Annotated in this window: 20 protein-coding genes and 2 pseudogenes; 10 read left to right on the plus strand and 12 right to left on the minus strand. The window is 59.8% G+C overall.

The window, feature by feature from the left end; all coding sequences use genetic code 11:
• Positions 1-32: 32 nt before the first annotated feature.
• Positions 33-1,234: pseudogene (locus tag IZV00_RS20975) on the minus strand (AAA family ATPase).
• A gap of 189 nt (positions 1,235-1,423) precedes the next feature.
• The gene (locus tag IZV00_RS20980) at positions 1,424-2,518 is read right to left on the minus strand and encodes a replication initiation protein (protein ID WP_196227753.1); all 1,095 of its coding nucleotides are present in this window, start codon (positions 2,516-2,518) and stop codon (positions 1,424-1,426) included.
• A 751-nt stretch (positions 2,519-3,269) separates the two neighbouring features.
• Here IZV00_RS20980 and IZV00_RS20985 point away from each other — a divergent pair.
• The 6 genes from IZV00_RS20985 to IZV00_RS21010 all read left to right on the plus strand — a co-directional run bounded on the left by IZV00_RS20985 (position 3,270) and on the right by IZV00_RS21010 (position 10,309).
• Complete coding sequence (locus IZV00_RS20985) at positions 3,270-3,590, plus strand: single-stranded DNA-binding protein (protein ID WP_196227731.1); 321 nt, start codon at positions 3,270-3,272, stop codon at positions 3,588-3,590.
• A 194-nt stretch (positions 3,591-3,784) separates the two neighbouring features.
• Positions 3,785-5,305, plus strand: a complete 1,521-nt coding sequence (gene istA / locus IZV00_RS20990) for an IS21-like element ISRsp3 family transposase (RefSeq protein ID WP_032490240.1) — start codon at positions 3,785-3,787, stop codon at positions 5,303-5,305.
• The gene (gene istB / locus IZV00_RS20995) at positions 5,295-6,074 is read left to right on the plus strand and encodes an IS21-like element ISRsp3 family helper ATPase IstB (protein WP_006955904.1); all 780 of its coding nucleotides are present in this window, start codon (positions 5,295-5,297) and stop codon (positions 6,072-6,074) included. The genes istA (IZV00_RS20990) and istB (IZV00_RS20995) overlap by 11 nt, the downstream gene beginning before the upstream one ends.
• A 185-nt stretch (positions 6,075-6,259) precedes the next feature.
• Positions 6,260-7,540, plus strand: coding sequence for a metallophosphoesterase (locus tag IZV00_RS21000; protein WP_156518813.1), 1,281 nt, complete (start codon positions 6,260-6,262; stop codon positions 7,538-7,540).
• A gap of 88 nt (positions 7,541-7,628) precedes the next feature.
• Positions 7,629-9,512 (plus strand): CehA/McbA family metallohydrolase, encoded by a 1,884-nt coding sequence (locus IZV00_RS21005; RefSeq protein WP_156518803.1) that lies wholly within the window; start codon positions 7,629-7,631, stop codon positions 9,510-9,512.
• Positions 9,513-9,544: 32 nt separating this feature from the next.
• On the plus strand, positions 9,545-10,309 hold the full coding sequence (locus tag IZV00_RS21010; protein ID WP_001389365.1) for an IS6-like element IS6100 family transposase: 765 nt from the start codon (positions 9,545-9,547) through the stop codon (positions 10,307-10,309).
• 54 nt (positions 10,310-10,363) lie between these two features.
• Here the strand turns inward: IZV00_RS21010 and IZV00_RS21015 are convergent.
• From IZV00_RS21015 to IZV00_RS21055, 8 genes and pseudogenes are all read right to left on the minus strand, one after another.
• Positions 10,364-10,699 (minus strand): annotated as a pseudogene (locus tag IZV00_RS21015) (histidine phosphatase family protein); the annotation flags it as partial.
• Positions 10,696-12,555 carry an alkaline phosphatase family protein gene (locus tag IZV00_RS21020; protein ID WP_196227733.1) on the minus strand — a complete coding sequence of 620 codons (1,860 nt, stop codon included), beginning with the start codon at positions 12,553-12,555 and terminating at the stop codon, positions 10,696-10,698. The pseudogene IZV00_RS21015 and the gene IZV00_RS21020, both read right to left, overlap by 4 nt.
• Before the next feature lie 180 nt (positions 12,556-12,735).
• Positions 12,736-13,515, minus strand: a complete 780-nt coding sequence (istB, locus tag IZV00_RS21030; protein WP_006955904.1) for an IS21-like element ISRsp3 family helper ATPase IstB — start codon at positions 13,513-13,515, stop codon at positions 12,736-12,738.
• The gene (istA, locus tag IZV00_RS21035; RefSeq protein ID WP_032490240.1) at positions 13,505-15,025 is read right to left on the minus strand and encodes an IS21-like element ISRsp3 family transposase; all 1,521 of its coding nucleotides are present in this window, start codon (positions 15,023-15,025) and stop codon (positions 13,505-13,507) included. Before istA (IZV00_RS21035) ends, istB (IZV00_RS21030) begins: the two co-directional genes overlap by 11 nt.
• Before the next feature lie 87 nt (positions 15,026-15,112).
• The gene (locus tag IZV00_RS21040) at positions 15,113-16,639 is read right to left on the minus strand and encodes a hypothetical protein (RefSeq protein ID WP_196227734.1); all 1,527 of its coding nucleotides are present in this window, start codon (positions 16,637-16,639) and stop codon (positions 15,113-15,115) included.
• A 366-nt stretch (positions 16,640-17,005) separates the two neighbouring features.
• On the minus strand, positions 17,006-17,395 hold the full coding sequence (gene cueR, locus IZV00_RS21045; RefSeq protein ID WP_196227735.1) for a Cu(I)-responsive transcriptional regulator: 390 nt from the start codon (positions 17,393-17,395) through the stop codon (positions 17,006-17,008).
• On the minus strand, positions 17,392-19,650 hold the full coding sequence (locus IZV00_RS21050; RefSeq protein ID WP_230463547.1) for a heavy metal translocating P-type ATPase: 2,259 nt from the start codon (positions 19,648-19,650) through the stop codon (positions 17,392-17,394). The genes cueR and IZV00_RS21050 overlap by 4 nt, the downstream gene beginning before the upstream one ends.
• Positions 19,651-19,859: 209 nt before the next feature.
• Positions 19,860-20,747 (minus strand): NAD(P)/FAD-dependent oxidoreductase, encoded by an 888-nt coding sequence (locus IZV00_RS21055; RefSeq protein WP_196227737.1) that lies wholly within the window; start codon positions 20,745-20,747, stop codon positions 19,860-19,862.
• Between the two features lie 316 nt (positions 20,748-21,063).
• Between IZV00_RS21055 and IZV00_RS21060 the strand changes: the two genes are divergently transcribed.
• The gene (locus tag IZV00_RS21060; protein ID WP_149524083.1) at positions 21,064-21,336 is read left to right on the plus strand and encodes a flagellar biosynthetic protein FliQ; all 273 of its coding nucleotides are present in this window, start codon (positions 21,064-21,066) and stop codon (positions 21,334-21,336) included.
• Between the two features lie 85 nt (positions 21,337-21,421).
• Positions 21,422-22,720, plus strand: a complete 1,299-nt coding sequence (locus tag IZV00_RS21065) for a type II restriction endonuclease (protein ID WP_230463544.1) — start codon at positions 21,422-21,424, stop codon at positions 22,718-22,720.
• Positions 22,721-22,730: 10 nt separating this feature from the next.
• Here IZV00_RS21065 and copD read toward each other — a convergent pair whose 3' ends face one another.
• Positions 22,731-23,666: a copper homeostasis membrane protein CopD gene (copD, locus tag IZV00_RS21070; protein ID WP_196227738.1), complete on the minus strand. Its 936-nt coding sequence runs from the start codon at positions 23,664-23,666 to the stop codon at positions 22,731-22,733.
• 4 nt (positions 23,667-23,670) lie between these two features.
• On the minus strand, positions 23,671-24,051 hold the full coding sequence (copC, locus tag IZV00_RS21075; RefSeq protein ID WP_179563643.1) for a copper homeostasis periplasmic binding protein CopC: 381 nt from the start codon (positions 24,049-24,051) through the stop codon (positions 23,671-23,673).
• 222 nt (positions 24,052-24,273) lie between these two features.
• On the opposite strand from copC, the gene IZV00_RS21080 reads away from it, so the two are divergent.
• Positions 24,274-24,870, plus strand: a complete 597-nt coding sequence (locus IZV00_RS21080; RefSeq protein WP_196227739.1) for a c-type cytochrome — start codon at positions 24,274-24,276, stop codon at positions 24,868-24,870.
• Between the two features lie 139 nt (positions 24,871-25,009).
• Positions 25,010-25,287: hypothetical protein (locus IZV00_RS21085; protein ID WP_196227740.1), on the plus strand; the 278-nt coding region annotated here is incomplete at its 3' end.

The raw sequence follows: 25,287 nt of genomic DNA on the forward strand, positions 1-25,287 counted from the left end.
ACCCGGAATTGCACCGGTGCAATTTTTGCTTTTCATGCCAAACCTTCCTTTCGCAAACGGCCTAAGTGGCTGGGCCACATGGCGCGAATATCCAATTCCAGCTCAGCGTTGACGCCATCGAGATAAGTGAGGCAGCGGTTGCGCACCGCACTGCTTGTGACGGGGCCATCGAGTTCATAAACCGTCATTAAACGAGCCGTCGCATTGTCGATCTCAGCAGAATCCTTAAGCGGCGTACGCACCATCGCGTGACCGAACAACGTCCGCATCAGATTGAGCAGTTCCTTCTGCATTGACTTGTTCTCGTCGACCTTCGAGGCGACAAAGCGCAGGAATTTGAGAGTCGGCGCAAAGCCGCGTTCGGCCAGCGTCTCGATGGTCTCATCAAGCATCGCCAGAAACGCCGCGGTAGAAGAAAAGTCCATGACGGTTGGAGGCACCGGCACAACGAGAGCATTCGCCGCGCGCAAAACCGACAAGGATATGGCGCCAAGGGCTGGGGGCGGATCAAGGACGATGACATCGAAACGATCAGCAATGCTAGCGATGCCTTGAGAGAGGCGATCGATAAGCCCCCCTGCCCGCGCGCCATCCGGGCCGCGATCTCATATTCCGACTGAAACAGCCGCAAATTGGCAGGGATTAGTTCAAGGCCATCGAAATGCGTTTTGCGCAGGGCATAGTCGAGCGAGGTCATTTCCTCCTGGCGGAGAAAAGGATAGAGCGTGTCGTCCTCGGTCAGGTCGAGATCCGGCACATAGCCGAACAGCGTCGTTGCCGACGCTTGGCTATCGCAGTCGATCAACGCGACCCGATAGCCCTGGATGGCGAGATACTGGGCAAGATGCACCGACAGGGTTGATTTGCCGACACCTCCCTTGAAGTTCTGGACAGCAACGACACAGCACGGGTCGTCTGCTGCCCGCCAAGGTCTCGTGCCGAACAGGCCCCGCATATCGTTGAGCTGCGCGAGCGTATAACCCACTCTGCGATTATTCTCGGTTCGAGGTGGCGGCGGAAGTCGCCCGTCCTTTTCTGCGTCGCGGATCGCTGCAGGCGTCCGCCCCACCAGGTCGGCCGCCTTTCCGATTGGAAAAGTGGGCTCACGACGATCATCCGCCCGCGCGCTGCGCGCCGAATCGCGAAGCCGCTCCAGTACTGAGGACGTTCGCTGCGCAAGCGTGGCCACCGATAGAAGATCGTGGGTATCGTCGATGTCTAGTGATGCTGCCACAGGGCGCCCCTTTGCGAAACTCGGGGCACTGTAGCGCTAATTGCGCTTTTTGGTCAAATAGAAGTGGCATTTCGAAAGTCGCGGCGCATCGTGGTCGGCGTATCACCTGAATATCGCCAGTCACCGCTTTTCGATGGGTCTATCCTGACTCGGTGGGGGTAAAGGAAAATTGCACCGGTGCAATTTTCGTTAGGGGCGCCCCCTCCGCGCAACGAAACTCTCGCAAAAACCCGTCCAAGAACTCATCAGTTTAGCACCCTTAAGCTTCGCCAGACGGTCGCCCATCTGCTGACGGTAGGCGTTGGCGATGATATCGATATCCCATCCGCCACCGTGCGACCGGGCAATGGCGGCTAAGCCTTCCGCTTTGAACCGGATCGTTCCTTGCGGAAAAACGATCTCGGAACTTTTCTCCGGCGCGATAAGCGCGCTGATCGCAGCCTTCACGACCGATCCCACTTCCACCGTGTCGGCGACTGTTTCCACAGCCCCTTCCCGGCGCGCTTTGCGTCCTGTCGAGTGCCGCTCAATCTCATCAACAGTAGCGATCTGCGCTGGCGCATCCTTCGGTTCGAAACGGAACTCGATCTCGGTCACTGTTCGGCCTTGCCGTATCTCCTTCCACTCAACCCGGAAGTGAGCGAGCTGATCAATCTCAGCCTTTGCCTTTTCGAGCACCTTGCGACGGAGTTGCGCGAAATCCTTATACACGTCCGGCGATATCCCCAGCGCTGCGCGCAGCGCTGCCATATCGCCCTTCCAGGTCGACTGGCGACGGTGGAGCCGCAGCGATCCAATCTCATAGAGCTTGAGCGCATAGCTCGACCGGAAGCCCAGCACCGCCTGCCTATTAAGGACGGCATAGCTCTCGGATTCCTGGATGAGCTTGCGCGCATCAGGCGTAAACTCCCATTCGATCCAACCTGCATCCGCCCCGTCTGTATCTTCCGCCTCTTCGCGAGACGACGAGATCAGGGAAAAGCGCAGGGTGGCTTTCTTGCCGCGCCAGGACCGGTCGTCGATCGCGAACAACGTCCGGTGAAGTTCCTCCAACATGTCGGATATACGTTCATTACCCTTATGACCGCGGCGAATATCGGCCTTGCGCATGCGATGCGGCCGATCTTGCCAGGCATCGCCGCCTGCGGTCAGGATCATCAACGCCAGCAATCGGGACGCCGTCAAACTGAGCGACTGGCCTTTCACAAATTTGATCTCAACGATGCTGCCGGGTTTGGCGAATTCTTCACCACCCTTCGCCTGCAAAGCCGCTGCGACACGCATAGCGCGGCCCGGCGCCGAATCGGCTTGCGCCTCTTGCGCTGCATCGGCGCTTAGATTTTCCGCATGTTCCATGTCATATAGGCCGAACGCATATTGGGCAGATTCGCCTAATTGCTGCCTGACCTGTCCTCGCTCGTCAAGTCAGGGCAGGCTGAAACACTTTCTGTCGCCCCCATCCGGTCAGGTTGGAACCGTGTGGCACTCCCGCAAAAGCACTGGGATCCTGCCGAGTCGCAATGCGATTTGCGTTCTCTTCGTTTTCGGCTCGCTCACGCTCGATAAACGCTGCAGAACGACACCATTCACAGGCGCGAAGCCGCCAAAGGCCATCGCCCCCAATCGGTCAGGATAGCCCCAATAGGTCAGCTATCTGCCCCCGACCGGTCAGGTTGACGCCCCCGCCGGGTCAGGCAAAGTCCCCCGTTCGGTCAGGATAAACGTTACAGATCATTGAAATTACAGGCCTTTTCGGCACCGAATCTGAATCACTTAGAATCATGAATCCTTCCGCTGCGAGCAGCGGCGTTGTTTTAGATTGATTCTAAAAGAACAAGCAGGCGATTCGCTCACCCCTTTAGGTCGGACAGCATAACCGATTCCCCCTAGCTGGGGGGATACCGCAAGACCGGTGTTCCACGATAGCATCCCGGTCTCGATCCTTGGCAGATCCGCCAGCGACGAGATCCCCGGCGACCCGACAGCAGCTGAATCACCGCTCGTCGCCGCTGGGCAGACGCAGTGAGGAGGTAGCATGATCAATTTTGCCAAATTCGAGATTATCGGACGGATCGGCGAGATTGACGCCAAGCCCAAGGTCACGAGCATCTCGGTATGCGCGAATTATCGCCGCCGCGCAGAAGGCGACCAGTGGATCGAGGATAGCTACTGGAACCGCGTCGTCATTTTCAGCGACGGCCAGCGGAAATATATCGATGAGAAGGCCCAGGTTGGCGATCTCGTACGGATCGCCGGACGGCTCCGCGACACCTCCTACGAGCGCGATGGCACCACCCACTACACGACCGACCGGATCGTCGAAGAGTTCGGTGTGCTCGCGGCAAAGGCGGCATAGTGCGTAGGACGTAGCGCCGATCGGGCAAGAGGGGAGGGGGCATGCGCGGAGCGAACCTAAATCTTCGATAGGAGTTTCGCTTATTGTTGAGTTGCACTGAGAAGTGACCCGGGAGGGTTATAAGTTTTCACTGAGAATTGACCCATGTTTTCCTCGCCCCTGGCTGACAGTCAGGAGGCATCGGAGTGATCGACATGGACCTACTCAGTGTGATCCGCCGCTGGCATTTTCGGCAAGGCATCCCCATTCGCGAGATCCGGCGGCGGACTGGATTATCGCGCAACACGATCCGCAAATATCTGCGCGATGACGCGGTGGAGCCGACGTTCAAGGTTCCCAAACGGCCGAGCAAGCTTGATCAGTTTGCAGAAAAACTGACGACGTGGCTGCGGGTGGAATCTGGCAAGTCGCGCAAACAGAAGCGAACAGCCAAGCAGCTACATGCAGATCTGGTTAAGCTGGGCTACGAGGGATCATACAGCCGTGTTGCCGCCTTCGCCCGCTCGTGGAAGACCGAACGCCAATATGAAAAGCAAACCAGTGGGCGCGGCACATTCGTACCGCTGATCTTCCAGCCCGGTGAGGCCTTTCAGTTCGATTGGAGTGAAGATTACGCCCTTCTGAATGGCCGGCCTACCAAGCTGCAGGTGGCCCATACCAAGCTCTCCCACAGTCGGGCGTTCATCACGCGAGCCTATCTGCTGCAAACGCACGAGATGTTGTTCGACGCACTGACGCAGGCCTTCCGGGTGCTGGGCGGCGTGCCTCAGCGTGGAATATTCGACAATATGAAGACGGCTGTAGACCGGATCGGCCAGGGCAAAGTCCGACAGGTCAATGCGCGGTTCGCTGCCATGGCCAGCCACTACCTGTTCGAAACGGATTTTTGCAATCCGGCCTCAGGCTGGGAGAAAGGTCAGGTCGAGAAAAACGTTCAGGATGCGCGTCGACGGTTATGGCAGCCAATGCCCAACTTCCCAGATCTTGATGCCCTCAATGCCTGGTTGGAAGAGCGGTGCATCGCACAATGGGGAGAAATCCAGCATGGCGTCCTCCCCGGCACAGTTGCCGATGTGCACGCCGTTGAGATTATCAGCCTGATGCCGATGGGGCGGGCCTTCGATGGCTTTGTCGAACATACCAAGCGCGTGTCGCCGACCTGCCTGATCGCGTTCGAGCGCAATCGCTATAGCGTTCCTGCATCCTTTGCGAACCGGCCAGTGAGCCTGCGGGTCTATCCTGATCGGTTGGTCATCGCGGCCGAGGGGCAAATCTTGTGCGAGCACAACCGGATTATCGACCGTTCTCACCAGAAGCCGGGGCAGACGATCTATGACTGGCGGCACTATCTGGCAGTTGTTCAGCGCAAGCCTGGCGCTTTGCGCAATGGGGCGCCATTCCTCGAAATGCCCGAAGCCTTCCGGCAACTGCAGGGGCATCTGCTCAAGCGGCTCGGTGGTGACAGGGAGATGGTCGAAATCCTCGCCCTTGTTCTACAGCATAACGAACAGGCTGTGCTCAGCGCCGTCGAACTGGCCCTCGAAGCTGGGGTGCCGACCAAAACCCACATCCTCAATGTTCTGCACCGCCTGATCGATGGCAAGGCTCCACCGGCATCCCCAATCGATGCCCCGCAGGCCCTGCGCCTCGCCCAGGAGCCTGTTGCCGATGTCGAACGCTACGACACGCTGAGGGCGTTACGCCATGCGTCATGATCCGGCCAGCGCCGCTGTGGTTGTCATGCTACGTGGCCTCAAAATGTATGGCATGGCGCAAGCCGCTGGTGATCTGATCGAGCAGGGCGCGCCAGCCTTTGATGCTGCCGTTCCGATCCTCTCACAGCTTCTCAAGGCGGAGATGTCCGAGCGGGAGGTCAGGTCCATTGCTTACCAGATCAAGGCAGCCCGGTTCCCGGCCTACAAGGATCTGGCAGGCTTCGACTTTGCCGTCAGTGAGGTCAACGAGGCGCTCGTGCGTCAACTTCACCGTGGTGACTTTATGGATAGCGCCGACAACGTCGTACTGATCGGCGGACCAGGCACCGGCAAAAGCCACATCGCGACGGCTTTGGGCGTCCAGGCGGTTGAGCATCACCGCAAAAAGATCCGCTTCTTCTCCACCGTCGATCTGGTCAATGCGTTGGAGCAGGAAAAGGCCGCAAACAGAGCGGGCCAGTTGGCCGAGCGTCTGTTGCGCCTCGACCTCGTCATCCTTGATGAGCTGGGATATCTACCCTTCAGCCCTTCAGGCGGGGCCATGCTGTTCCATCTGCTCAGCAAACTCTATGAGCGGACCAGCGTTGTTATCACCACCAACCTGAGCTTCAGCGAGTGGTCCAGTATCTTTGGCGATGCCAAAATGACCACCGCCCTGCTGGATCGCCTCACGCATCATTGCCATATCCTTGAAACCGGCAATGACAGCTTCCGCTTCAGAGCCAGTTCCGCCGCCCCAAAATCCAGAAAGGACAAATCACCCGCTTGACCCTGCTCGTCGCAGGCAGTACATCATCCACGCCCACCCGGGTCACTTCTCAATGAAAATCCCGGGTCACTTCTCAGTGCAACTCAACAGTCCAAGGGAGCCGCGCCACGCGGGCTCCGCGCAAGAACAGATAGGAAAGGGCCGTAATGTTCTGGTCTCAAACGAACCGCCGATTTGTTCTCGGCATGCTTGGGTCGGCTGCCCTCGCGATCGCTTCCGGCGTCCAGGCGCGCGATCAGGCGAAAAAGGGCGATACTGCGTTCACGATCGCGGTCATACCCGATACGCAGAATTATCTCGATTTCACGCATCAGGCGAAAGACGGTTTTCCGTTCGATGCCGCCAAGATGTTCATGGATCAGATGCGCTACGTAGCCGACAATGTCGAAGCCAAGGGTGGCGACATCGCGTTCGTCACTGCCTTGGGCGACATATGGCAGCATCAATCCAAGCCGATCGATCCCGAGCATGAGAAGCGGGGGTTCCGGCGTGTTCCAAACCCTTTGCTCGATCATCATCTATCGCCGTCGAATCGCGTGATCAGCGAGGAAATGCCGATGGCCCGGGAAGGCTATAAGCTGCTGGCGGGGCTCGTTCCCTTCTCCGTTGTGCCGGGCAACCATGATTATGACGCCATGTGGACCGACGCTCGGCAGCCGCCTTCGGCAAATGCAACATTGAGCGATTTCAAGACGCTCGGACAACTGCATCTCGGCGGATTGGACAACTTCCGATCAGTGTTCGGAAATGACTCCGATTTTTTTAAGGGCAAGCCCTGGTACGTCGCTTCGCATGACGGCGGTGCCGACAGCGCGCAGATCTTCACGGCCGGCGGTTTGCGCTTTCTTCACATCGGGCTACAGTTTGACGCACCGGACGCCAGTCTGGAGTGGGCAGCGCAGGTGATCCGGGATCATCCTGGCCTCCCAACGATCATCGCGACCCACGATTATATGAATAATCGGGCCGAGCGCAGGCCTCTTCCGCTTCTCGATGCCAACTCCCTCGATCCGGGAGACAACAGCCCCCAGGAAGTGTGGGACAAGCTGATCAGCAAGCACGACCAGATCTTTTTGGTGCTATGCGGACATCAGCTCGGTCAATCCATAAGGACAGACAAGAACGATGCCGGTCACGACGTGCTCCAGCTGCTCTCGGATTATCAGGATCGACGCCAGACATTCCTGGATGCCGGTGGCAAGCCGGACTTTTGGAGCGGCATAGGTGATGGATGGTTTCGCCTGATGCGCTTCGACCTAGGAAAAGAAGAACCAACGATCGCGGTTCGGACCTATTCGACGCATTACAAGAAATTCAGTCGCGACGAAGGGAAATACCCCGCCTGGTATCGCGATCATGAGCAGCCTGGGATGGCCGACGACAAGTTCCACGACATGGACGACTTTGTCATCGTCCTGAAGGATTTTCGGGCGAGATTTATGGAGGGCAGGCGCTTCGCGCAATAGCACTGGACGGGGCGTCGATGAGCTCAAATTAAGGCTCGGATTGGTTCAAGAAGGTATAAAATCGTACCATCGTGAGGAAGGCGAAACGTTGGACCAACCATTCAAACCAGATCGTCGCCAACTTCTGGCAGGCGCAACATTGCTGCTGGGCGCCAGCCATTGGCCTGTCTTCGCCTCGACTGACGCAATTGAGCCGCAGCCGTACTTCGCGAGCGTGAAACGCGCGGTCGAGCAACTGGCCGCAATGGGGCAGCCGATTGCCGATGCGGATATGGCCAGGCTGGCGAGTCTGTTCTCGAGGGAAGATGCTGAGGCAGTTATTGCCGCCGAGGCGCTTCTCGAGCGCTATACACTCGCTAGGGTCACGCTCGACAAAGGCGGCATGGGCGCCGCTGCGTTAGGCGGAGCGAAGCGCCATTTGGTCGAGCAGGGATGGACCGCGTTCTTGGTGAGGGTCTCTAACCCATCATCGCTAACGCAGGCATTCGAAATTTACAGCGGCAGTGCGATGCCTGCGCGGATGTTCCCACAGGCCTCGAAGATCGCCGCTGAGCAGAAGGCCTATCTTGCCGATACCGTTCGAAAGGAAGCCCTCATCGAACGAATGTGGCTGATGTCGCAAATCGAAGCTTCGCCAGTGCTGAGCGGCAATGTCGTGGAGTACAAGATCGCCACGATTTACAGCAGGGACCGGGGAAGAAAGACGGGCAGGTTGGGCTTTGGGGCAGGAATTTTGCAGGACAATCCTTCCTGGGGGGCCGTAAGTCGCGCATCGGTAGCTAACCCGCTCGTAACCGATTTTGTCTCTCAACCATCTCGCGATATTCAGCTGCAGATCCTCGATGATGATGGTGTCGGCTGCATGGCATCGCTGATGATCCATGACGCCAATAAGCATATCTATCCGCCCCAGGTGATGCGCCTAGCACCCGACCTTGCGTTTCAACCCCACATATATCGAGCCGATGGCGAGACCGTCCGCCTGCCAGACGGCGAGTATCATATAATGGTCCGTAGGGGGCCTGAGTATCTGGTGCAGCGCGCCACCGTTCGCGTTTCGGCGAGCGACGCACGAATAGCGGTGCGGCTCAAACGATGGATCGATCCGGCGAAATGGGGCTGGTACTCTGGCGACACGCATCTCCACGCCGCAGGTTGTGCTCATTATATGTTGCCTACCGAAGGGGTAGCACCTGAAACGATGATCCGTCACATAAGAGGCGAAGCTCTCTCCGTTGGCGAGGTCTTAACCTGGGCTGGAGGTTATTCCTACCAGAAGCAGTTCTTTTCCGGTGCTGCGATCAGTCCCGAGGCGCGGCTCGAACATCCTCAACTGCAGGCTGCTAACAACGCAGACTGGAAGCCCATGCCCACGCCGAAAGATCGAGAGAGCATGCTCCGCTACGATCTCGAGATCTCGGGTTTTCCGTCAAGTCTTTCCGGGCATTTGATCCTGATGAGACTTAAGGAGCTTAGCTACCCTGGTACGCACGCGGTGGAGGACTGGCCATCTTGGAATCTCCCGGTGGCGAAATGGGCGAAAGCCCAAGGAGCACTGGTAGGATACACCCATTGTTCATTGGGTATGATAGTCGGCACCAACGCTCTACCAAATTACGAAATTCCAACTTTCAACAGCATCCGCACGAACGAAGCGATTGTTGGCGTGACCCACGGCGCGGTCGATTTCTTGGCAGGTTGCAATGGTCCCCCTGCTGCTGAGCTCAATGCGTGGTATCATCTGCTCAACTGCGGTTACACGCTGATGATGGCAGGCGAGACGGATTATCCGTGTATCGTGCCTTCGGTCGACTCTCGGCCGGGGATCGGACGCACCTACGTGAAGTTGCCACAAAGGCCAGTGGACGATGCGGGTTACAGCGCCTGGGTGGACGGTCTTGAGAATGGCCACCTCTACTGGGGTGACGGCAGAACGCATTTTCGGCTCTGTTGCAAAAATCGTGAAGCTTGAGCATGCTTGGCGGAGATTGGACGGACGGAACGATGACGGATTTCAAGTGGCGCCATTTCCAGGGTGATGTGATCCTGTGGGCGGTGCGCTGGTATTGTCGCTATCCGATCAGCTATCGCGACCTTGAGGAAATGCTGGCGGAACGCGGCATTTCGGTCGACCATACGACGATCTATCGCTGGGTCCAGTGCTACGCCCCGGAGATGGAGAAGCGGCTGCGCTGGTTCTGGCGGCGTGGCTTTGATCCGAGCTGGCGCCTGGATGAAACCTACGTCAAGGTGCGGGGCAAGTGGACCTACCTGTACCGGGCAGTCGACAAGCGGGGCGACACGATCGATTTCTACCTGTCGCCGACCCGCAGCGCCAAGGCAGCGAAGCGGTTCCTGGGCAAGGCCCTGCGAGGCCTGAAGCACTGGGAAAAGCCTGCCACGCTCAATACCGACAAAGCGCCGAGCTATGGTGCAGCGATCACCGAATTGAAGCGCGAAGGAAAGCTGGACCGGGAGACGGCCCACCGGCAGGTGAAGTATCTCAATAACGTGATCGAGGCCGATCACGGAAAGCTCAAGATACTGATCAAGCCGGTGCGCGGTTTCAAATCGATCCCCACGGCCTATGCCACGATCAAGGGATTCGAAGTCATGCGAGCCCTGCGCAAAGGACAGGCTCGCCCCTGGTGCCTGCAGCCCGGCATCAGGGGCGAGGTGCGCCTTGTGGAGAGAGCTTTTGGCATTGGGCCCTCGGCGCTGACGGAGGCCATGGGCATGCTCAACCACCATTTCGCAGCAGCCGCCTGATCGGCGCAGAGCGACAGCCTACCTCTGACTGCCGCCAATCTTTGCAACAGAGCCCGGGCAGCCATCGCGAAACAGCATCCAATCCGGGCGATCGGCCAGAATCTCTTTCGTGGTTCGACCTTCGTAGGCACCGTAATCCCACTCCGCGAGGTCATCGACGATTGCGATCTTCCGGGAGAAGCCTGCCAGTTCGCCGGTTCGACGCGCGCGCTGCGACGGGCTGGACCATATTTGCGAAAAGGGACGTGCCGGCAGGCGCTCGCTCAGGCGTTGGGCAGCTTCCTCCCCGCCCTTCGTCAAGGGAATGTCGCTTCGACCCGTATGCTGACGTGTCAGGCTCCAGGCCGTCTCACCATGACGGACAAGCCAGAATTGCGGCAGCCCCGTCATCGACGCGCTCCCCGGCCAGCGGCTTCAGGTGCTGCCACATCAGCCAGGCCGAGAGTGCGGCCCGCAAAACCCCCGGCGTCGAGATAACGAATGCCTGCCGCCTCCTGATAGCGCAGCAGGGTGACGAGACCATTCCCGGCGGCAGCGGATCGCTGCTCGCCCCGGACATAGGGGGTCATCCGCCCCCCGGGCATCGCTTCGCTCATTACCCGGCCGGTCAGCGCACCATGCGGCGTCGGGGAGAGGCGTAGCAAGGCCATCATCGTGTGTCCGATATCCGCGTTGCTGACCGGTGCCGGATCGACGAAACGCCGTTTGAAATCGGGGCCGATCGCCGCTGTGAAGTTGAGGGTGTCGCCGCGGCCGAAGCTGCCGTGCATGCCCTGGCCTTGCTGCAGCGTCGTATCCGCCACCTCCACCTGACAGTTCGTCGGTATTGCGCAGCCGGTCGTTGCCGAGCGGAAGATGACGACGATCGACGGTACGGGGGGCAGCGCTGCCCCTTTGAGGTTGATCGACGATAATGGCAGCGTGCCGGCGATCGAGCCGAGCCGATCATCGACGAAGATTCCGCTGATATAATCCTGGTCAAGCAGCGCGGTGACGATACGGCGCGCGAGCGTCGGATCGCGTCCAGGCAGGTACAACAGGTCCGACCCGCCATTGGCGGCAACCACGATGTCGGGATGAGAGGGATCGGCCCCCAGCAGTGCGTTGCCGCGACTGGGATGAGCACCCGTTGTCACCGGCGCGTTGCCGGCCTCGGGATCGAATGCCGGCATATTCAGCGCCGACGCCAGATCAAGCGCGAGAAAGCCGGGCGGGAGGAAGCCTTCAGGAACATCGGCATACCGCGTCCGTGCTGCACGGCTCGTGTCGCTTTGCTTCGAGATCGTGGAAAAGCCGTGGTCCGACGTGACGATGATATCGGTCGTCCGATCTAGGCCAAGCCGCTTGAGCGCCGTTCGCAGCTTTGCGAGATCTCCATCCGCGTTGCGGATCGCAGCAAAGGTCGTCGGACCATTAATTCCGGGCGTCAGGCGGTTGAGACTGTCGCCCTGATTGTGCTGGGTCCCATCGGGATCGCGTGACCAGAAGACCATCGCGAAAGGCCGGTGACGTGCCTTGAATGACGGCAGCGCCACGCGGGTGGCGACATCGATGAAATAGTCCTGCTGCGCACGATTGGCCTCGCGCGTGCCGGGTGTGCGAGCGTCCCCCGAACGGCCGTTGGCACCCCTGTCCGGTGCGACGAGCGGCAGCCCCGCCCTGGTCATTCCTGTGACAGTGTCGGGCGAAAGCGCGATGCCGCCCGGCCGTCCGGTGGAGTCGTCGACGATGATCGTCGTCATACCGTCGCGAGCGAGGTGATCCTGGATAAGCGCTGGGCCGAGCTTGCCGATCGCGGCGGTGCCGTATCCCGCTTTGCGTGCGGCTTCGAGAACAGTCGTTTCGTTGAGGTAATTGCCGCCGAAGTGCGTATCGACCTCGCCGAGCACGGCATCGTTTTCGAGGAACGGGGTGACGCTGCCCGCCGCGCTTGCGATCGGGGCGGCCGTCCAGATCGTGTTGCTGAAATCGCCGGTATCGCCAAGCTGATGGCCGGTCGCGAGACTGGAGGCATTGGCGGTCGTGAACGTCGGGAATACCGAATGGCTGTTGGGAAAGTAGGTCCCGGCATCCCGTAGCCGGACCAGTTCAGGCGCGGTTTGAGGGGTGACGATCTTGCCTCTCAACCCGTCGATGACGACCAGAATGACGTTGTGCGGAGTGCGGGCGCGCTTTGCGGTGCGAGCTTCGAGTGCCGGTGTAGCGGCAATGGCGACGGCAGCGGCGACGATCGGGAGATAGCGCATCGTTGGTTTCCGTTCGAAAGGCATCAGGCAAGCGCGACGAGCACGGCGCCGGCACCGATCAAACCGATGCCGAACCAGCCCCGCAGGGAGAGGTGTTCACCAAGAAGCGTCACGCTGTTGAGTTGCACTGAGAAGTGACCCGGGTGGGCGTGGATGATGTACTGCCTGCGACGAGCAGGGTCAAGCGGGTGATTTGTCCTTTCTGGATTTTGGGGCGGCGGAACTGGCTCTGAAGCGGAAGCTGTCATTGCCGGTTTCAAGGATATGGCAATGATGCGTGAGGCGATCCAGCAGGGCGGTGGTCATTTTGGCATCGCCAAAGATACTGGACCACTCGCTGAAGCTCAGGTTGGTGGTGATAACAACGCTGGTCCGCTCATAGAGTTTGCTGAGCAGATGGAACAGCATGGCCCCGCCTGAAGGGCTGAAGGGTAGATATCCCAGCTCATCAAGGATGACGAGGTCGAGGCGCAACAGACGCTCGGCCAACTGGCCCGCTCTGTTTGCGGCCTTTTCCTGCTCCAACGCATTGACCAGATCGACGGTGGAGAAGAAGCGGATCTTTTTGCGGTGATGCTCAACCGCCTGGACGCCCAAAGCCGTCGCGATGTGGCTTTTGCCGGTGCCTGGTCCGCCGATCAGTACGACGTTGTCGGCGCTATCCATAAAGTCACCACGGTGAAGTTGACGCACGAGCGCCTCGTTGACCTCACTGACGGCAAAGTCGAAGCCTGCCAGATCCTTGTAGGCCGGGAACCGGGCTGCCTTGATCTGGTAAGCAATGGACCTGACCTCCCGCTCGGACATCTCCGCCTTGAGAAGCTGTGAGAGGATCGGAACGGCAGCATCAAAGGCTGGCGCGCCCTGCTCGATCAGATCACCAGCGGCTTGCGCCATGCCATACATTTTGAGGCCACGTAGCATGACAACCACAGCGGCGCTGGCCGGATCATGACGCATGGCGTAACGCCCTCAGCGTGTCGTAGCGTTCGACATCGGCAACAGGCTCCTGGGCGAGGCGCAGGGCCTGCGGGGCATCGATTGGGGATGCCGGTGGAGCCTTGCCATCGATCAGGCGGTGCAGAACATTGAGGATGTGGGTTTTGGTCGGCACCCCAGCTTCGAGGGCCAGTTCGACGGCGCTGAGCACAGCCTGTTCGTTATGCTGTAGAACAAGGGCGAGGATTTCGACCATCTCCCTGTCACCACCGAGCCGCTTGAGCAGATGCCCCTGCAGTTGCCGGAAGGCTTCGGGCATTTCGAGGAATGGCGCCCCATTGCGCAAAGCGCCAGGCTTGCGCTGAACAACTGCCAGATAGTGCCGCCAGTCATAGATCGTCTGCCCCGGCTTCTGGTGAGAACGGTCGATAATCCGGTTGTGCTCGCACAAGATTTGCCCCTCGGCCGCGATGACCAACCGATCAGGATAGACCCGCAGGCTCACTGGCCGGTTCGCAAAGGATGCAGGAACGCTATAGCGATTGCGCTCGAACGCGATCAGGCAGGTCGGCGACACGCGCTTGGTATGTTCGACAAAGCCATCGAAGGCCCGCCCCATCGGCATCAGGCTGATAATCTCAACGGCGTGCACATCGGCAACTGTGCCGGGGAGGACGCCATGCTGGATTTCTCCCCATTGTGCGATGCACCGCTCTTCCAACCAGGCATTGAGGGCATCAAGATCTGGGAAGTTGGGCATTGGCTGCCATAACCGTCGACGCGCATCCTGAACGTTTTTCTCGACCTGACCTTTCTCCCAGCCTGAGGCCGGATTGCAAAAATCCGTTTCGAACAGGTAGTGGCTGGCCATGGCAGCGAACCGCGCATTGACCTGTCGGACTTTGCCCTGGCCGATCCGGTCTACAGCCGTCTTCATATTGTCGAATATTCCACGCTGAGGCACGCCGCCCAGCACCCGGAAGGCCTGCGTCAGTGCGTCGAACAACATCTCGTGCGTTTGCAGCAGATAGGCTCGCGTGATGAACGCCCGACTGTGGGAGAGCTTGGTATGGGCCACCTGCAGCTTGGTAGGCCGGCCATTCAGAAGGGCGTAATCTTCACTCCAATCGAACTGAAAGGCCTCACCGGGCTGGAAGATCAGCGGTACGAATGTGCCGCGCCCACTGGTTTGCTTTTCATATTGGCGTTCGGTCTTCCACGAGCGGGCGAAGGCGGCAACACGGCTGTATGATCCCTCGTAGCCCAGCTTAACCAGATCTGCATGTAGCTGCTTGGCTGTTCGCTTCTGTTTGCGCGACTTGCCAGATTCCACCCGCAGCCACGTCGTCAGTTTTTCTGCAAACTGATCAAGCTTGCTCGGCCGTTTGGGAACCTTGAACGTCGGCTCCACCGCGTCATCGCGCAGATATTTGCGGATCGTGTTGCGCGATAATCCAGTCCGCCGCCGGATCTCGCGAATGGGGATGCCTTGCCGAAAATGCCAGCGGCGGATCACACTGAGTAGGTCCATGTCGATCACTCCGATGCCTCCTGACTGTCAGCCAGGGGCGAGGAAAACATGGGTCAATTCTCAGTGAAAACTTATAACCCTCCCGGGTCACTTCTCAGTGCAACTCAACACTTCTGTTTTGTCCGACAGGATCAGGCAGGATTTGCCTTTGAGCGCACAGTCGGCCGCGATAGCAGTGATGGTGTGCGATTTGCCCGTGCCCGGCGGCCCCTCGACGACGATGATGCGGCCATCGGGATGCTGGATGGCATTGAGGATCTTGATCTGCTCCTCATTCAGAGGAACCGGGGAATCGATCACGACCCTGTCAACGATCGAGCGGCTGTCCCACTGCGCGTCGATTTCAGGCATGATGCTTTTGGGGTTCTCCGTCAGCACGCTGCCGACGATACCCTGGAACAGCTCCATGACGCCGGGCTCGTCTAGGCGAGCCTGCGTGATCATCTCCTCATAGTCGTTGAGGAGAGCCTCGTCCGACCGGTCGAAGACAGCGATATGGAGCGCAGTCGACAAATGAACGCCGGTGTTCGACGCCTCGCTGATCGGTCCCGGCTGCAACTCGATTTGCCCGCCCAGATCGAGGGCATTGGCGATCTTGCGGAACAGGGGTTGAACCGCGTCCGCAAGGCTCTCGCCTTCGGCGAGGTAAGTGATCCGGTCAGTGATGGGACTCAGCCATTGGCGGAGCTGCCGCTCGCCAAGCTCCTGCAGCACGTAATCAATCGCGCGCTTGTTCGCATAGAGATGGTTCAGGAGCGTGAGCGTGTAACCGCCGTCTCCGCGGGTAACCTCGATCGGCACGTAGAAAAGCGGATAGGCGTGGCCGCCATATTTGAGCTGGCCGATATAGAGATAGAGCTGCAAGCCTTCGCCGGTCATCGCGTAGGTGTCGAGATCTCGGAATTCGAGAAAGGCGTCGGCCGCCATAAAGTTTTCGAAGTAGCTCAGCACCTCGGCGCGAACGTCGTCGAGGGCGAGGTGGCTTTCGAGGAGCTCGATCAGCTCGCCATTCTCGCCCGTGGCGAGAAACCGGCTCAGTACCTCCGGCAGGATGGCATCCAGCCGTGCCGCGACGATTTCGATCAGCTCGGCTTCCGCGGAGTATATGGAATCGTGGACCGAATAGGATTGCTGCGAGAGCGGACCGTCGAGGAGCGCGAGGAGAGGGGCTACAACCTGTTGGCGGATCTCGTCGGCGAGCTTGAGCCGGATTCGATCGACCCATTCCTCGGGATTTTCGACCGCCAGCCCTCGGCTTGCCTCGGCATCGGCGAAAACAGCCGCCCTAACACTGAGCAGATTGTCGTCGGTGAGCGCCTGGACCTGCTCCTTGATGATAACACGCAGCGTGTTCGTGATGGGGCGCGCATAGATGCGAGGCGCGAATTTGAGCGTCGGATCGCCTTCGGACCGCTTCCCCATGATTTGCCAAAGGTTGTGCTGGAGGCCTGGATAGACGGCCACGCGCATCGCCGAGCGGAACCCGCTTTCGTTCTGAAGGACGATGCGACGGCGCGGCGCCTGTTGGCGCTTGAAATCGGACTCCAAGAAGTCGAGGAAATACTGAGATACCTTGATCGATATCTCCTTGATCGTTTCACCTGCGAAATTCAAAGCACCCACCCCACGCACCGAATTCAACCGCGCAGCTCGCGCTGCACGGTCCCCAGGGGGGAGAGTATCAGCGGTCGTACGCCAGTCCTAACCCTTCGCGGACTGCCGCCCGTTGCTGCCCGAACTGGTCGACCACGTCACCGAAAATTGCGCTTTCACATTGATTTCGTCGAGATGAAGCAGCGGAACAAGACTGGCTGGAGCCTTCAGCGCTGACCGACCTCAACCGAGCATCAAGAGGCTGCTGAACTTCATTGTGCACCGGCAAGGTCACCAAATCGCGACCCGCTGGCATCGTCCGGCACCCTAGATACGGCCGCTTCTTATTCGTTTCGAAGACCTATCGGTGTGCAAGCTACACCCAAATCATTTGGTTTGTAGTGCGTCGATGATGGGACAATCTGGCCTCTCGTCCCCGTTGCAACGCTCGGCAAGGTCCAGCAACGATCTTCTGAGCGCTTCCAATCCAAGCGCCTTGCGATGCAATTCGGCGGCACGGGACAATGCGATGTGCTTCACGTCGGCGCTTTCACGCGCACCGTCCGACCACAAGCTTAGCAGCGACCGAATATCCTCGATCGGAAAGCCCAGGTCACGGGCATTGGCAATGAACCGGAGACGATGCAGGTCGGCGTCGGAATAATCGCGATAGCCAGACTGGCCGCGCGGCGCGGCACCGATCAGGCCGATCTTCTCATAATGGCGAATCATGCGCTGCGAGACGCCGCTGGCGCTCGATGCCTCGCCGATCTTCATAGCCTGGCCCGGTTGAGTCTGAGCGCATTGGTCACCACCGTGAAGCTCGACAGTGCCATCGCGGCGCCAGCGATCATCGGCGACAGCAAGATGCCTGCGATGGGGTAGAGGATACCGGCAGCGACCGGTACGCCGACCCCATTGAAGACGAACGAGAAGAACAGGTTCTGCCGGATGTTGCGCATGGTGGCGACTGCGAGCCGGCGTGCACGAACCATCGCGGCGAGATCGCCCTTGGTCAGCGTCATACCCGCGCTCTCGATGGCGACGTCAGTCCCGGTGCCCATGGCGACGCCGACATCCGCCGCCGCCAGCGCCGGGGCGTCGTTGATCCCGTCGCCGGCCATCGCGACCACTGCGCCTTTTGCTTTGAGTTCACCAATGATGCGGGCCTTGTCCTCGGGCTTCAGCCCGGCATGGACTTCGTCAATGCCGCCGATAGCCCGCGCCACCGCATCGGCTGTCGCTCTCGCGTCGCCAGTAAGCATCACGATCCGCAGCCCTTCCTCGCGCAGGGCGGCGATCGCGGAGGCCGCCGATTGCTTAATCGGATCTGCGACCACGAGGAGGCCGACCAGGTGGCCATCGATCGATACGAGCATCACGCCCGCGCCCTCACTGCGGTGCTTGTCGGCTACGTTATCAAAGGATGACGGATCCACACCAACGCGACGCATTTGTTCGGCATTGCCGACCACCACGTCGCGCCCGTTCGCCTTGCCACTGACACCAAGCCCGGTCTGGGACTCGAACTGCTCGACTTTCGCAATCGGAAGCTCGGCTTTGCGCGCGGCTTCGACGATGGCCTGGGCAAGCGGATGTTCCGATAGAGCTTCAACGGCGGCTGCGGTCGACAACACCATGTCGTGCTCATACCCCTCAGCCAACTCGATGGTCGTAAGGGCCGGGCGGCCCTCGGTCAGCGTGCCGGTCTTGTCGATCACCAGCGTGTCGACCTTCTCCATCATCTGCAGCGCTTCGGCATCCTTGACGAGCACACCGGCACGCGCGCCGCGGCCGGTTCCTACCATGATCGACATTGGCGTCGCCAGGCCGAGCGCACAGGGACAGGCGATGATGAGCACGGCGATCGCATTGAGCAGGGCATGACCAAAGCGCGGCTCAGGACCGACGAAATTCCATACAATGAATGTCGCGATCGCGATCGCGACGACGAGCGGCACAAACCAGCCCGATACGCGGTCAGCAACCGCCTGGATCGGCGCGCGACTGCGCTGGGCTTCCGCGACCATCTTCACGATCCGCGCGAGCACCGTATCTGTGCCGACCGCGCGCGCCTCGATCACCAGCGTTCCCGTGCCATTGACGGTGCCGCCCGTGACAGTTGCGTCCTTCTCCTTGAGGACGGGGGCAGGTTCTCCCGTTATCATGGACTCGTCGACCGACGAGCGCCCGTCGATAACAACGCCATCGACCGGCACCGCCTCACCAGGGCGCACGCGGACATGGTCGCCGGCCATCACTTCGGCGAGATCGACCTCCACCTCTTTGCCCTCGGCATCGATCCGCCGAGCGGTCTTCGGCGCAAGATCCATCAGCGCACGGATCGCGCGACCGGTCGCAGCCCGCGCTCGCAGCTCGAGCACCTGTCCGAGCAGGACCAGCGTCACCACGACGCCTGCCGCCTCGTAATAAACGGGCACGATCCCGTGCATCTGGAAGGAGGAAGGAAACAGACCCGGCGCGACCGTGGCGACCACGCTGTAGGCGAACGCCGCGCCGACGCCGATCGCCACGAGCGTGAACATGTTGAGGTGCCATGTTGCGATCGAGGTCCAACCGCGCTGGAAGAATGGCCAGCCCGCCCACAGGACGATCGGCGCCGTCAGCGCGAGTTGCACCCAGGGCGACCATGTCGGCGGCACGAAATCCATGCCGAGCATCTCCGCGACCATCGAGATTGCCAGCAGCGGGACGGCAAGAACAGCAGCCACCCACGTCCTCCGGGTGAAGTCGACCAGCTCAGGATTCGGAGCATCATCAAGCGACGGCTCTTCGGGTTCGAGCGCCATGCCGCAGATCGGACAGGTGCCCGGACCATCGCGACGAATTTCCGGGTGCATTGGGCACGTCCAGATCGCACCCGGCGCTGCGACCGCGGCCGTGTTGCCCTCGCCCGACAGATACCGCTTGGGGTCGGTGACAAACTTGGTGCGACAGCCTGCGCTACAGAAATGATAGTCCTTGCCATCATGCGAGGCATGATGAGGCGTTGCTGTCGGATCGACCTTCATGCCGCAAACCAGATCCTTGGCGCTCTTCGCGTCCGTGTCGCCGCCGTGCTTGCCGGAGCAGCAGTGGTGCGCACCCGAATTGCTTGCAGGAACAGGGTCAGTCACAGGCTCGTCTCCTTTTCGACGAATAGCAATCTGGGGTCTGACATCGTGTCAGGGTCAAGCCCGACCCACTTATTTTTTTGCTTGGCTCACCCAGCGCTGCCGCCTTAGCCCGACAACAGATTGTGGATGGCCGTCGCGGCCTTAGCCGCCTGACCTGCCGCCACGGCAATTTGATCCAGCCCTTCAATCATGTCACCGGCAGCGAACAGGCCAGCGATCGTCGTTTGCTGGTGCTCATCGACAACGATGCAACCTGCCGGGCTCAGTTCCGCGCCAGCTATTCTCGCCAGTTCCGAGCGAATTGAGGTTCCGAGGGCGACATATAGGGTGTCGAACTGGAGCAATCGGCCATCGGCCAAATGCACGAGAAGGTCTTTTTCGTTGACCGACAAATCGCTGACAGGCGATCGCTCGACGCTTATAGCGTTCCGTGTCAGATTTGCCTCGTCAGCTTGTGAAAGCTCCGAAGCATCCTGAGTAAGCAAGGTAATGGTATCGCTGTAGTGGCGAACGAAAATTGCTTCGGCCGCGCCGTGGCCGGAGCAGCCGAGCACGGCGACTCTCTTGCCGCGGATCTCGTAGGCATCACAGATCGGACAATACCGTATCAGTCCTTGAGCGACGCCTTGATCATGCGTTCCCTGCGCCATTCGCGGCCGATGGTTCGTCACGCCTTGAGCAAGCAATATTGTCCGTGCGCTAAATGTCTTGGCTTTCGTATGGACGACGAAACCCGTCCCGACCCGGTCGATGCGATCGACGATCCCCGTAACCAATTCGGCACCGTACTGAGCAGCATGTCGATGCATACGGACAAGCAAATCTCCGCCTGAGATACCGTCTGGAAAACCGAGGAGGTTATGTGTCGTCGGGATGCGCGAGGCGCGGCCATCGCCAGCATCGATGACCAGCGTAGAACGCAGAAACCGGGCGAGATAAGTGGCTGCCGTCAGCCCCGCGGGGCCACCGCCGATGATTACGCAATCGTACATGCCTGCCTTTCGCTGACCTCGCCCGTCACTCCTATTACGCGGCACGCCCCTTCTTCCCTCGAAAGCCTGCGCGTTCTTCGAAAAAAAGCGGTGGGTCGCGAGGGGTAAACCGCGTCGCTGCGTAAATTCAGATGAAGACCATCGCCAAGCAGGATGGACAACTCAGGTGCCCACGGGTCGCAGCGTGGCGCGGGGGCGAGCGGATGTGGGGCAGACGGACGGGTATAAACCCGATTGCGCACCATGTTGCTCGCCCCCGCAACAACCACTGGTCGCAACGTCAGGGGGCGACGACACCATCATCGACGGGGGAGAGATGGAGACCTACAGCCCTTTTTCGGTTTCGATGGGCAGAGCGCTTTGGGTGATGATGCTCGTCGCTGGACCACCGCTGATAATCATGTTGGTGGTCGGACTCATTATCTCCATGATCCAGGCCGCGACGTCGATCAACGAACAGACCGTGAGCTTCGTCCCCAAGCTCCTGGCGTTCATCTTGTTTCTCGCGCTTTACGGGGCAACCGTTGGCGATCTTCTAATCGACTACACCCGTGACCTGCTGATGCATATTCCCGACGACATCAGATGACGCGGGCCGCTTTTCGTCCTGGGCGGGCGCGCAAAAACTGTTCGTATACGGGGCGGAGTGCTAGCGTTGGAGAAGATCGACGTGAGTGGGGGAACGGGGTTTGGCGGAATTTGAATTGCTTGCGCGGCAACTAATCCAACGATGGAAGGAAGACCCCAACGCGACCTATCAAAGCTGGTTTCTTTGGGACGAGCGCATCAAAAACTTCCGTTCGATCCGGCGTGGTCTGGCTCAGGTAGTGGCAGAGATCGAAGCCGGTCGGTTTGGCGTGGTGTATCGGGGCTCTTCGCTGGAAACGGTCGTTCATTCAGTCGCGGAGCAGAGGCAGATATTCAAAGGCGCTGACCATGCGTTTCTCTGGAAGCCCAAATTGCGCATCCCTGACATCTATGAAAATCTAGCGAACCAACGCGCGTTCGGCCGGTTGCTCGATCACTGCGCCTGTTGCGACACTGCCGAAGAAATCATTGCAGGTATTCACACGATCGATCGGCTGAACATCAAGGGGCTTGGGCCAGCAGTCGCCAATCTCCTCTATTTCCTGCATCCGACCCTCGTGCCGCCGTTCAATACGGCGATCGTCAACGGCTATAACAAGCTGACCGGCGGCAAGGTGAAGCTCGGAAGCTGGCAGCATTTCCTCGCGATGCGCTCAGGTGTGCTGGACCTGAACGAACGGTTTCGCGATCTGCTGTCGAACGATCTCGGCGCGATTGGCGGCCTCCTGTTCGATATCGGCTCGGGCCGTTACCCGGCGCCGCCGCGCGACGAGGAAGACCAGACGGTTGGATCTTGGGCGGCGCGTCTCGAACAGGCCAGGGCCGAGGCGCAAACGCTCAACAAGGCGCTTCAGAAACAGGGAGAGAGCGATCGAACCCATTCGGAAATCCAGGCCTGGCTCCGCGATATAGGCCGTGCGTTGGGCTACGATATCTGGATAGCATCCAACGATCGGGGGCGACTTCACGATGGCGTGCGCTTGGGGGACGGGTGTCTCGAGAGCCTGCCAGCTTCAATTTCAACATCGACCGGCGCTGATGCCATCCGCCTTATCGATGTGCTTTGGCTCGAGCGAGGCGGGGACCGAGTCACGGCCGCCTTCGAAGTCGAGCATTCGACGTCGATTTATTCGGGCATCGTCCGGATGCTCGACCTTGCCTTGAGCGGGAGCGAACTGCACGCCACAGCCGGACTTTTCCTTGTGGCCCCCGATGCACGGGAGAGCGAAGTGCGGGCACAGCTCGCGCGGCCAGCATTCAGTCGCATCGCAGATCTTGAGATTGCCTATCTTCCCTATGGCGAGCTCGAGCGCCACAGAGAGGCGATTGCCCGGTTCGGTTCGGGCCTTAAAGCAATCAAGGCCATATCGCGTGCTTTGCCGTAAGGCAGCATGCCTACATCCCCGAAGCAGGGGGGGCCAATAATCCCAACCAGGCAACAAGCGCGAGAATGGTGAGCGCACAGCCGCTCTCGACAATGAGACTGCGGCGAAGTGACCCGATCGCCGATGATATGTCCCCAGTTTCGATCGCTCCCGCCAAGGCAGGGGTGAGGAAGAAGCGATTAGCGGCGGCCAAGAACAGCATCGCGCCGAACAGCACCAGTTTCACTGCCAGCAACACGCCGTAGAGGCTCGTAAAAAGCGCCGCCAGGTTGGACGGTCCTACCAAGATCCAACTGTTGATGAAGCCTGACAGGATGAGCAGACCCACGACGATCGATCCTACCTTTGCGAAGCCATCCAACGCCCGGTGAGACAGATGGACATGATCGATTGCCATGCGGGCCGCTGGGCGAAAAATGAGCAGGCACAGGGCGGAGAGCGCTCCAATCCATATGCCTGCGGCCAACAGATGAGTGATGTCGGCGCCAAGATGGATCCATCCCCACAACCCTTCATCAGCTGCGCCGTGACCAGTCCAGGCCAAAGTCGCGAGAGCGATCGCTGCCGTTACTGAAACTGACCAGAGGGCGAATGCAGGGCGTCGCCACCCTACAATGGAAAAGTACAGGACCAGTAAGAGTGCTGCCACCCGCACTTGCCAGACGGTGCCGATCGCTGTGCCCGATATCAAAAGACTGACAGTGGCGCGGTCCACTTGATCGACCGGCACACCGCCCATCGAGGCCGCCAAGGCTATCATGCCCAAGATCGATAATACGATGCCGGCGAGCGCGATCGTCGCCAAAACCGAGCGAAAGCGCAGGACCGAGCCGGATGCTCGCTCGGCCCCGCGTAACGTATATAGGCCGAACATCGGCAACCCGAAAAGCAGCATGAGATCGAGATAAAGCCCTAGCCTGACCGCAATCGCGATGATGTCCGGCACGCTCTTACTGGACCTTGAAGGTATAGCTGCCCTGAATGCGATGGGTGTCGGTAGAGACGACGTGATAGTCGACCTTGTAGGTTCCAACCGGCAGCGGCTTGGCAAGCGTGGCTACGAGCGTCTTGCCATCTGCAGCCACGGTCGTCGTGACGCCATTCATCTTCATCGGCCCCATCTTCATGCCGGGCATTTCGGTCATCGTCAGGTCGATCCCGGAGAACTGCGCGACCAGCGCCTCGGAAAAGACGAGTTGGATCCTCGTTGGGGATGCGCCGACGGCATTGGCTGCCGGGTTTGCGCTGTTGAGCTTGGGGTGTGCCTGAACAGCGGTAGCGGCGAGGACGGACGCCGCCATGGCGACGGCGAAAGCTGTTTTACGAAACATCGATTTCTCCATGGGCGGCGATACTGCCGACAAAGCGATTTACGCACCGCGCACCGTGACCCCTCATCCGACGGGCACGATTTCTTCGAATTCGGGGCGCCAACTGGTGTGTGCGGCAGACCTGCGCGCCGGATGAGGGGTGGAAGCTCGCCGCGCGTATGATCAAGTGGATGGGTGCGACATCACCGATCGACCAAGGGCTTTTCGGCTGGGGAGGACGCGATGGAAGATTCAAGGAAGGCATGGCTTCGGAAACATTTTCCGAGCGGCCCGTTCATCGCGGTCGCGGCGCTGGTCGGCGGTGCACTGGCTGGGATTGTCGTATATGTGGGCGCCTATGACATCGGTGCGGATTCGCCGCACACCAGACCGGTCTATTGGCTGATAGAGCAGCTTCGTGATCGTTCGATCGCCGTCCGGGCTCGCAACGTGGGCGTCCCGGCCAACCTAACGGACATGAAACGGCTGCAAAGCGGCGCAGGACTTTACACCGAGATGTGCAGCGGCTGCCATCTCGCACCGGGTCTGGAAAAGTCCGAGATCAGCCAAGGCCTTTATCCCAAGGCACCCGAGCTTTTCCGGGAGCCACAGCGATCGCCAAGGGAACAATTTTGGATCATCAAGCATGGGGTCAAGCTGACTGCGATGCCGGCCTGGGGTAAAACGCATAGCGACGAATTGATCTGGGACATGGTGGCTTTCGTGCGGCAACTGCCCAAGATGACCCCGGCGCAATATCAGGCAGCACTTGCCAGTGCGCCTGAAGACCATGACGCGATGATGAAGGATATGCCTGGCATGAAAAAGATGATGCCGTAACAATGTGTCCGCCTGCCGACAGGTCGCCGTTCAGCCAAACCGACCGCGGGGCACGCAATCACTGAGGGCCGGTTGAGCGAACGGCAGAGGGGGCGGCACTCGTGCCAGCGCGCTGAACAGATAGAGATTGGGATTTGCGATGAAAACAGACTTGGATGGGCTTTTGACCCGCTTGCGCAATGAACCGGATCATCCGGGCCTGATCGGTCTGGAGGAGGCCGTGTTCCAACGCATTGCGGCATTGCCGCAGGTTTCGGCCGCTTCTCAACTCCGGTTTGGTGCAGTGGCCGCCTTTGGAGCAGTGCTGCTCGGTATCGCCAGCAACGGATTTACGCCGCCTGCCGAGGCATCGGTCACGCTCTCGCCGTTCGGGCCATCCAATCCGCTTGCCCCCTCGACGCTGCTGGTAGGCTCTCA

It is taken from the genome of Sphingobium sp. Cam5-1, from assembly GCF_015693305.1.
Taxonomy (GTDB): Bacteria; Pseudomonadota; Alphaproteobacteria; order Sphingomonadales; family Sphingomonadaceae; genus Sphingobium.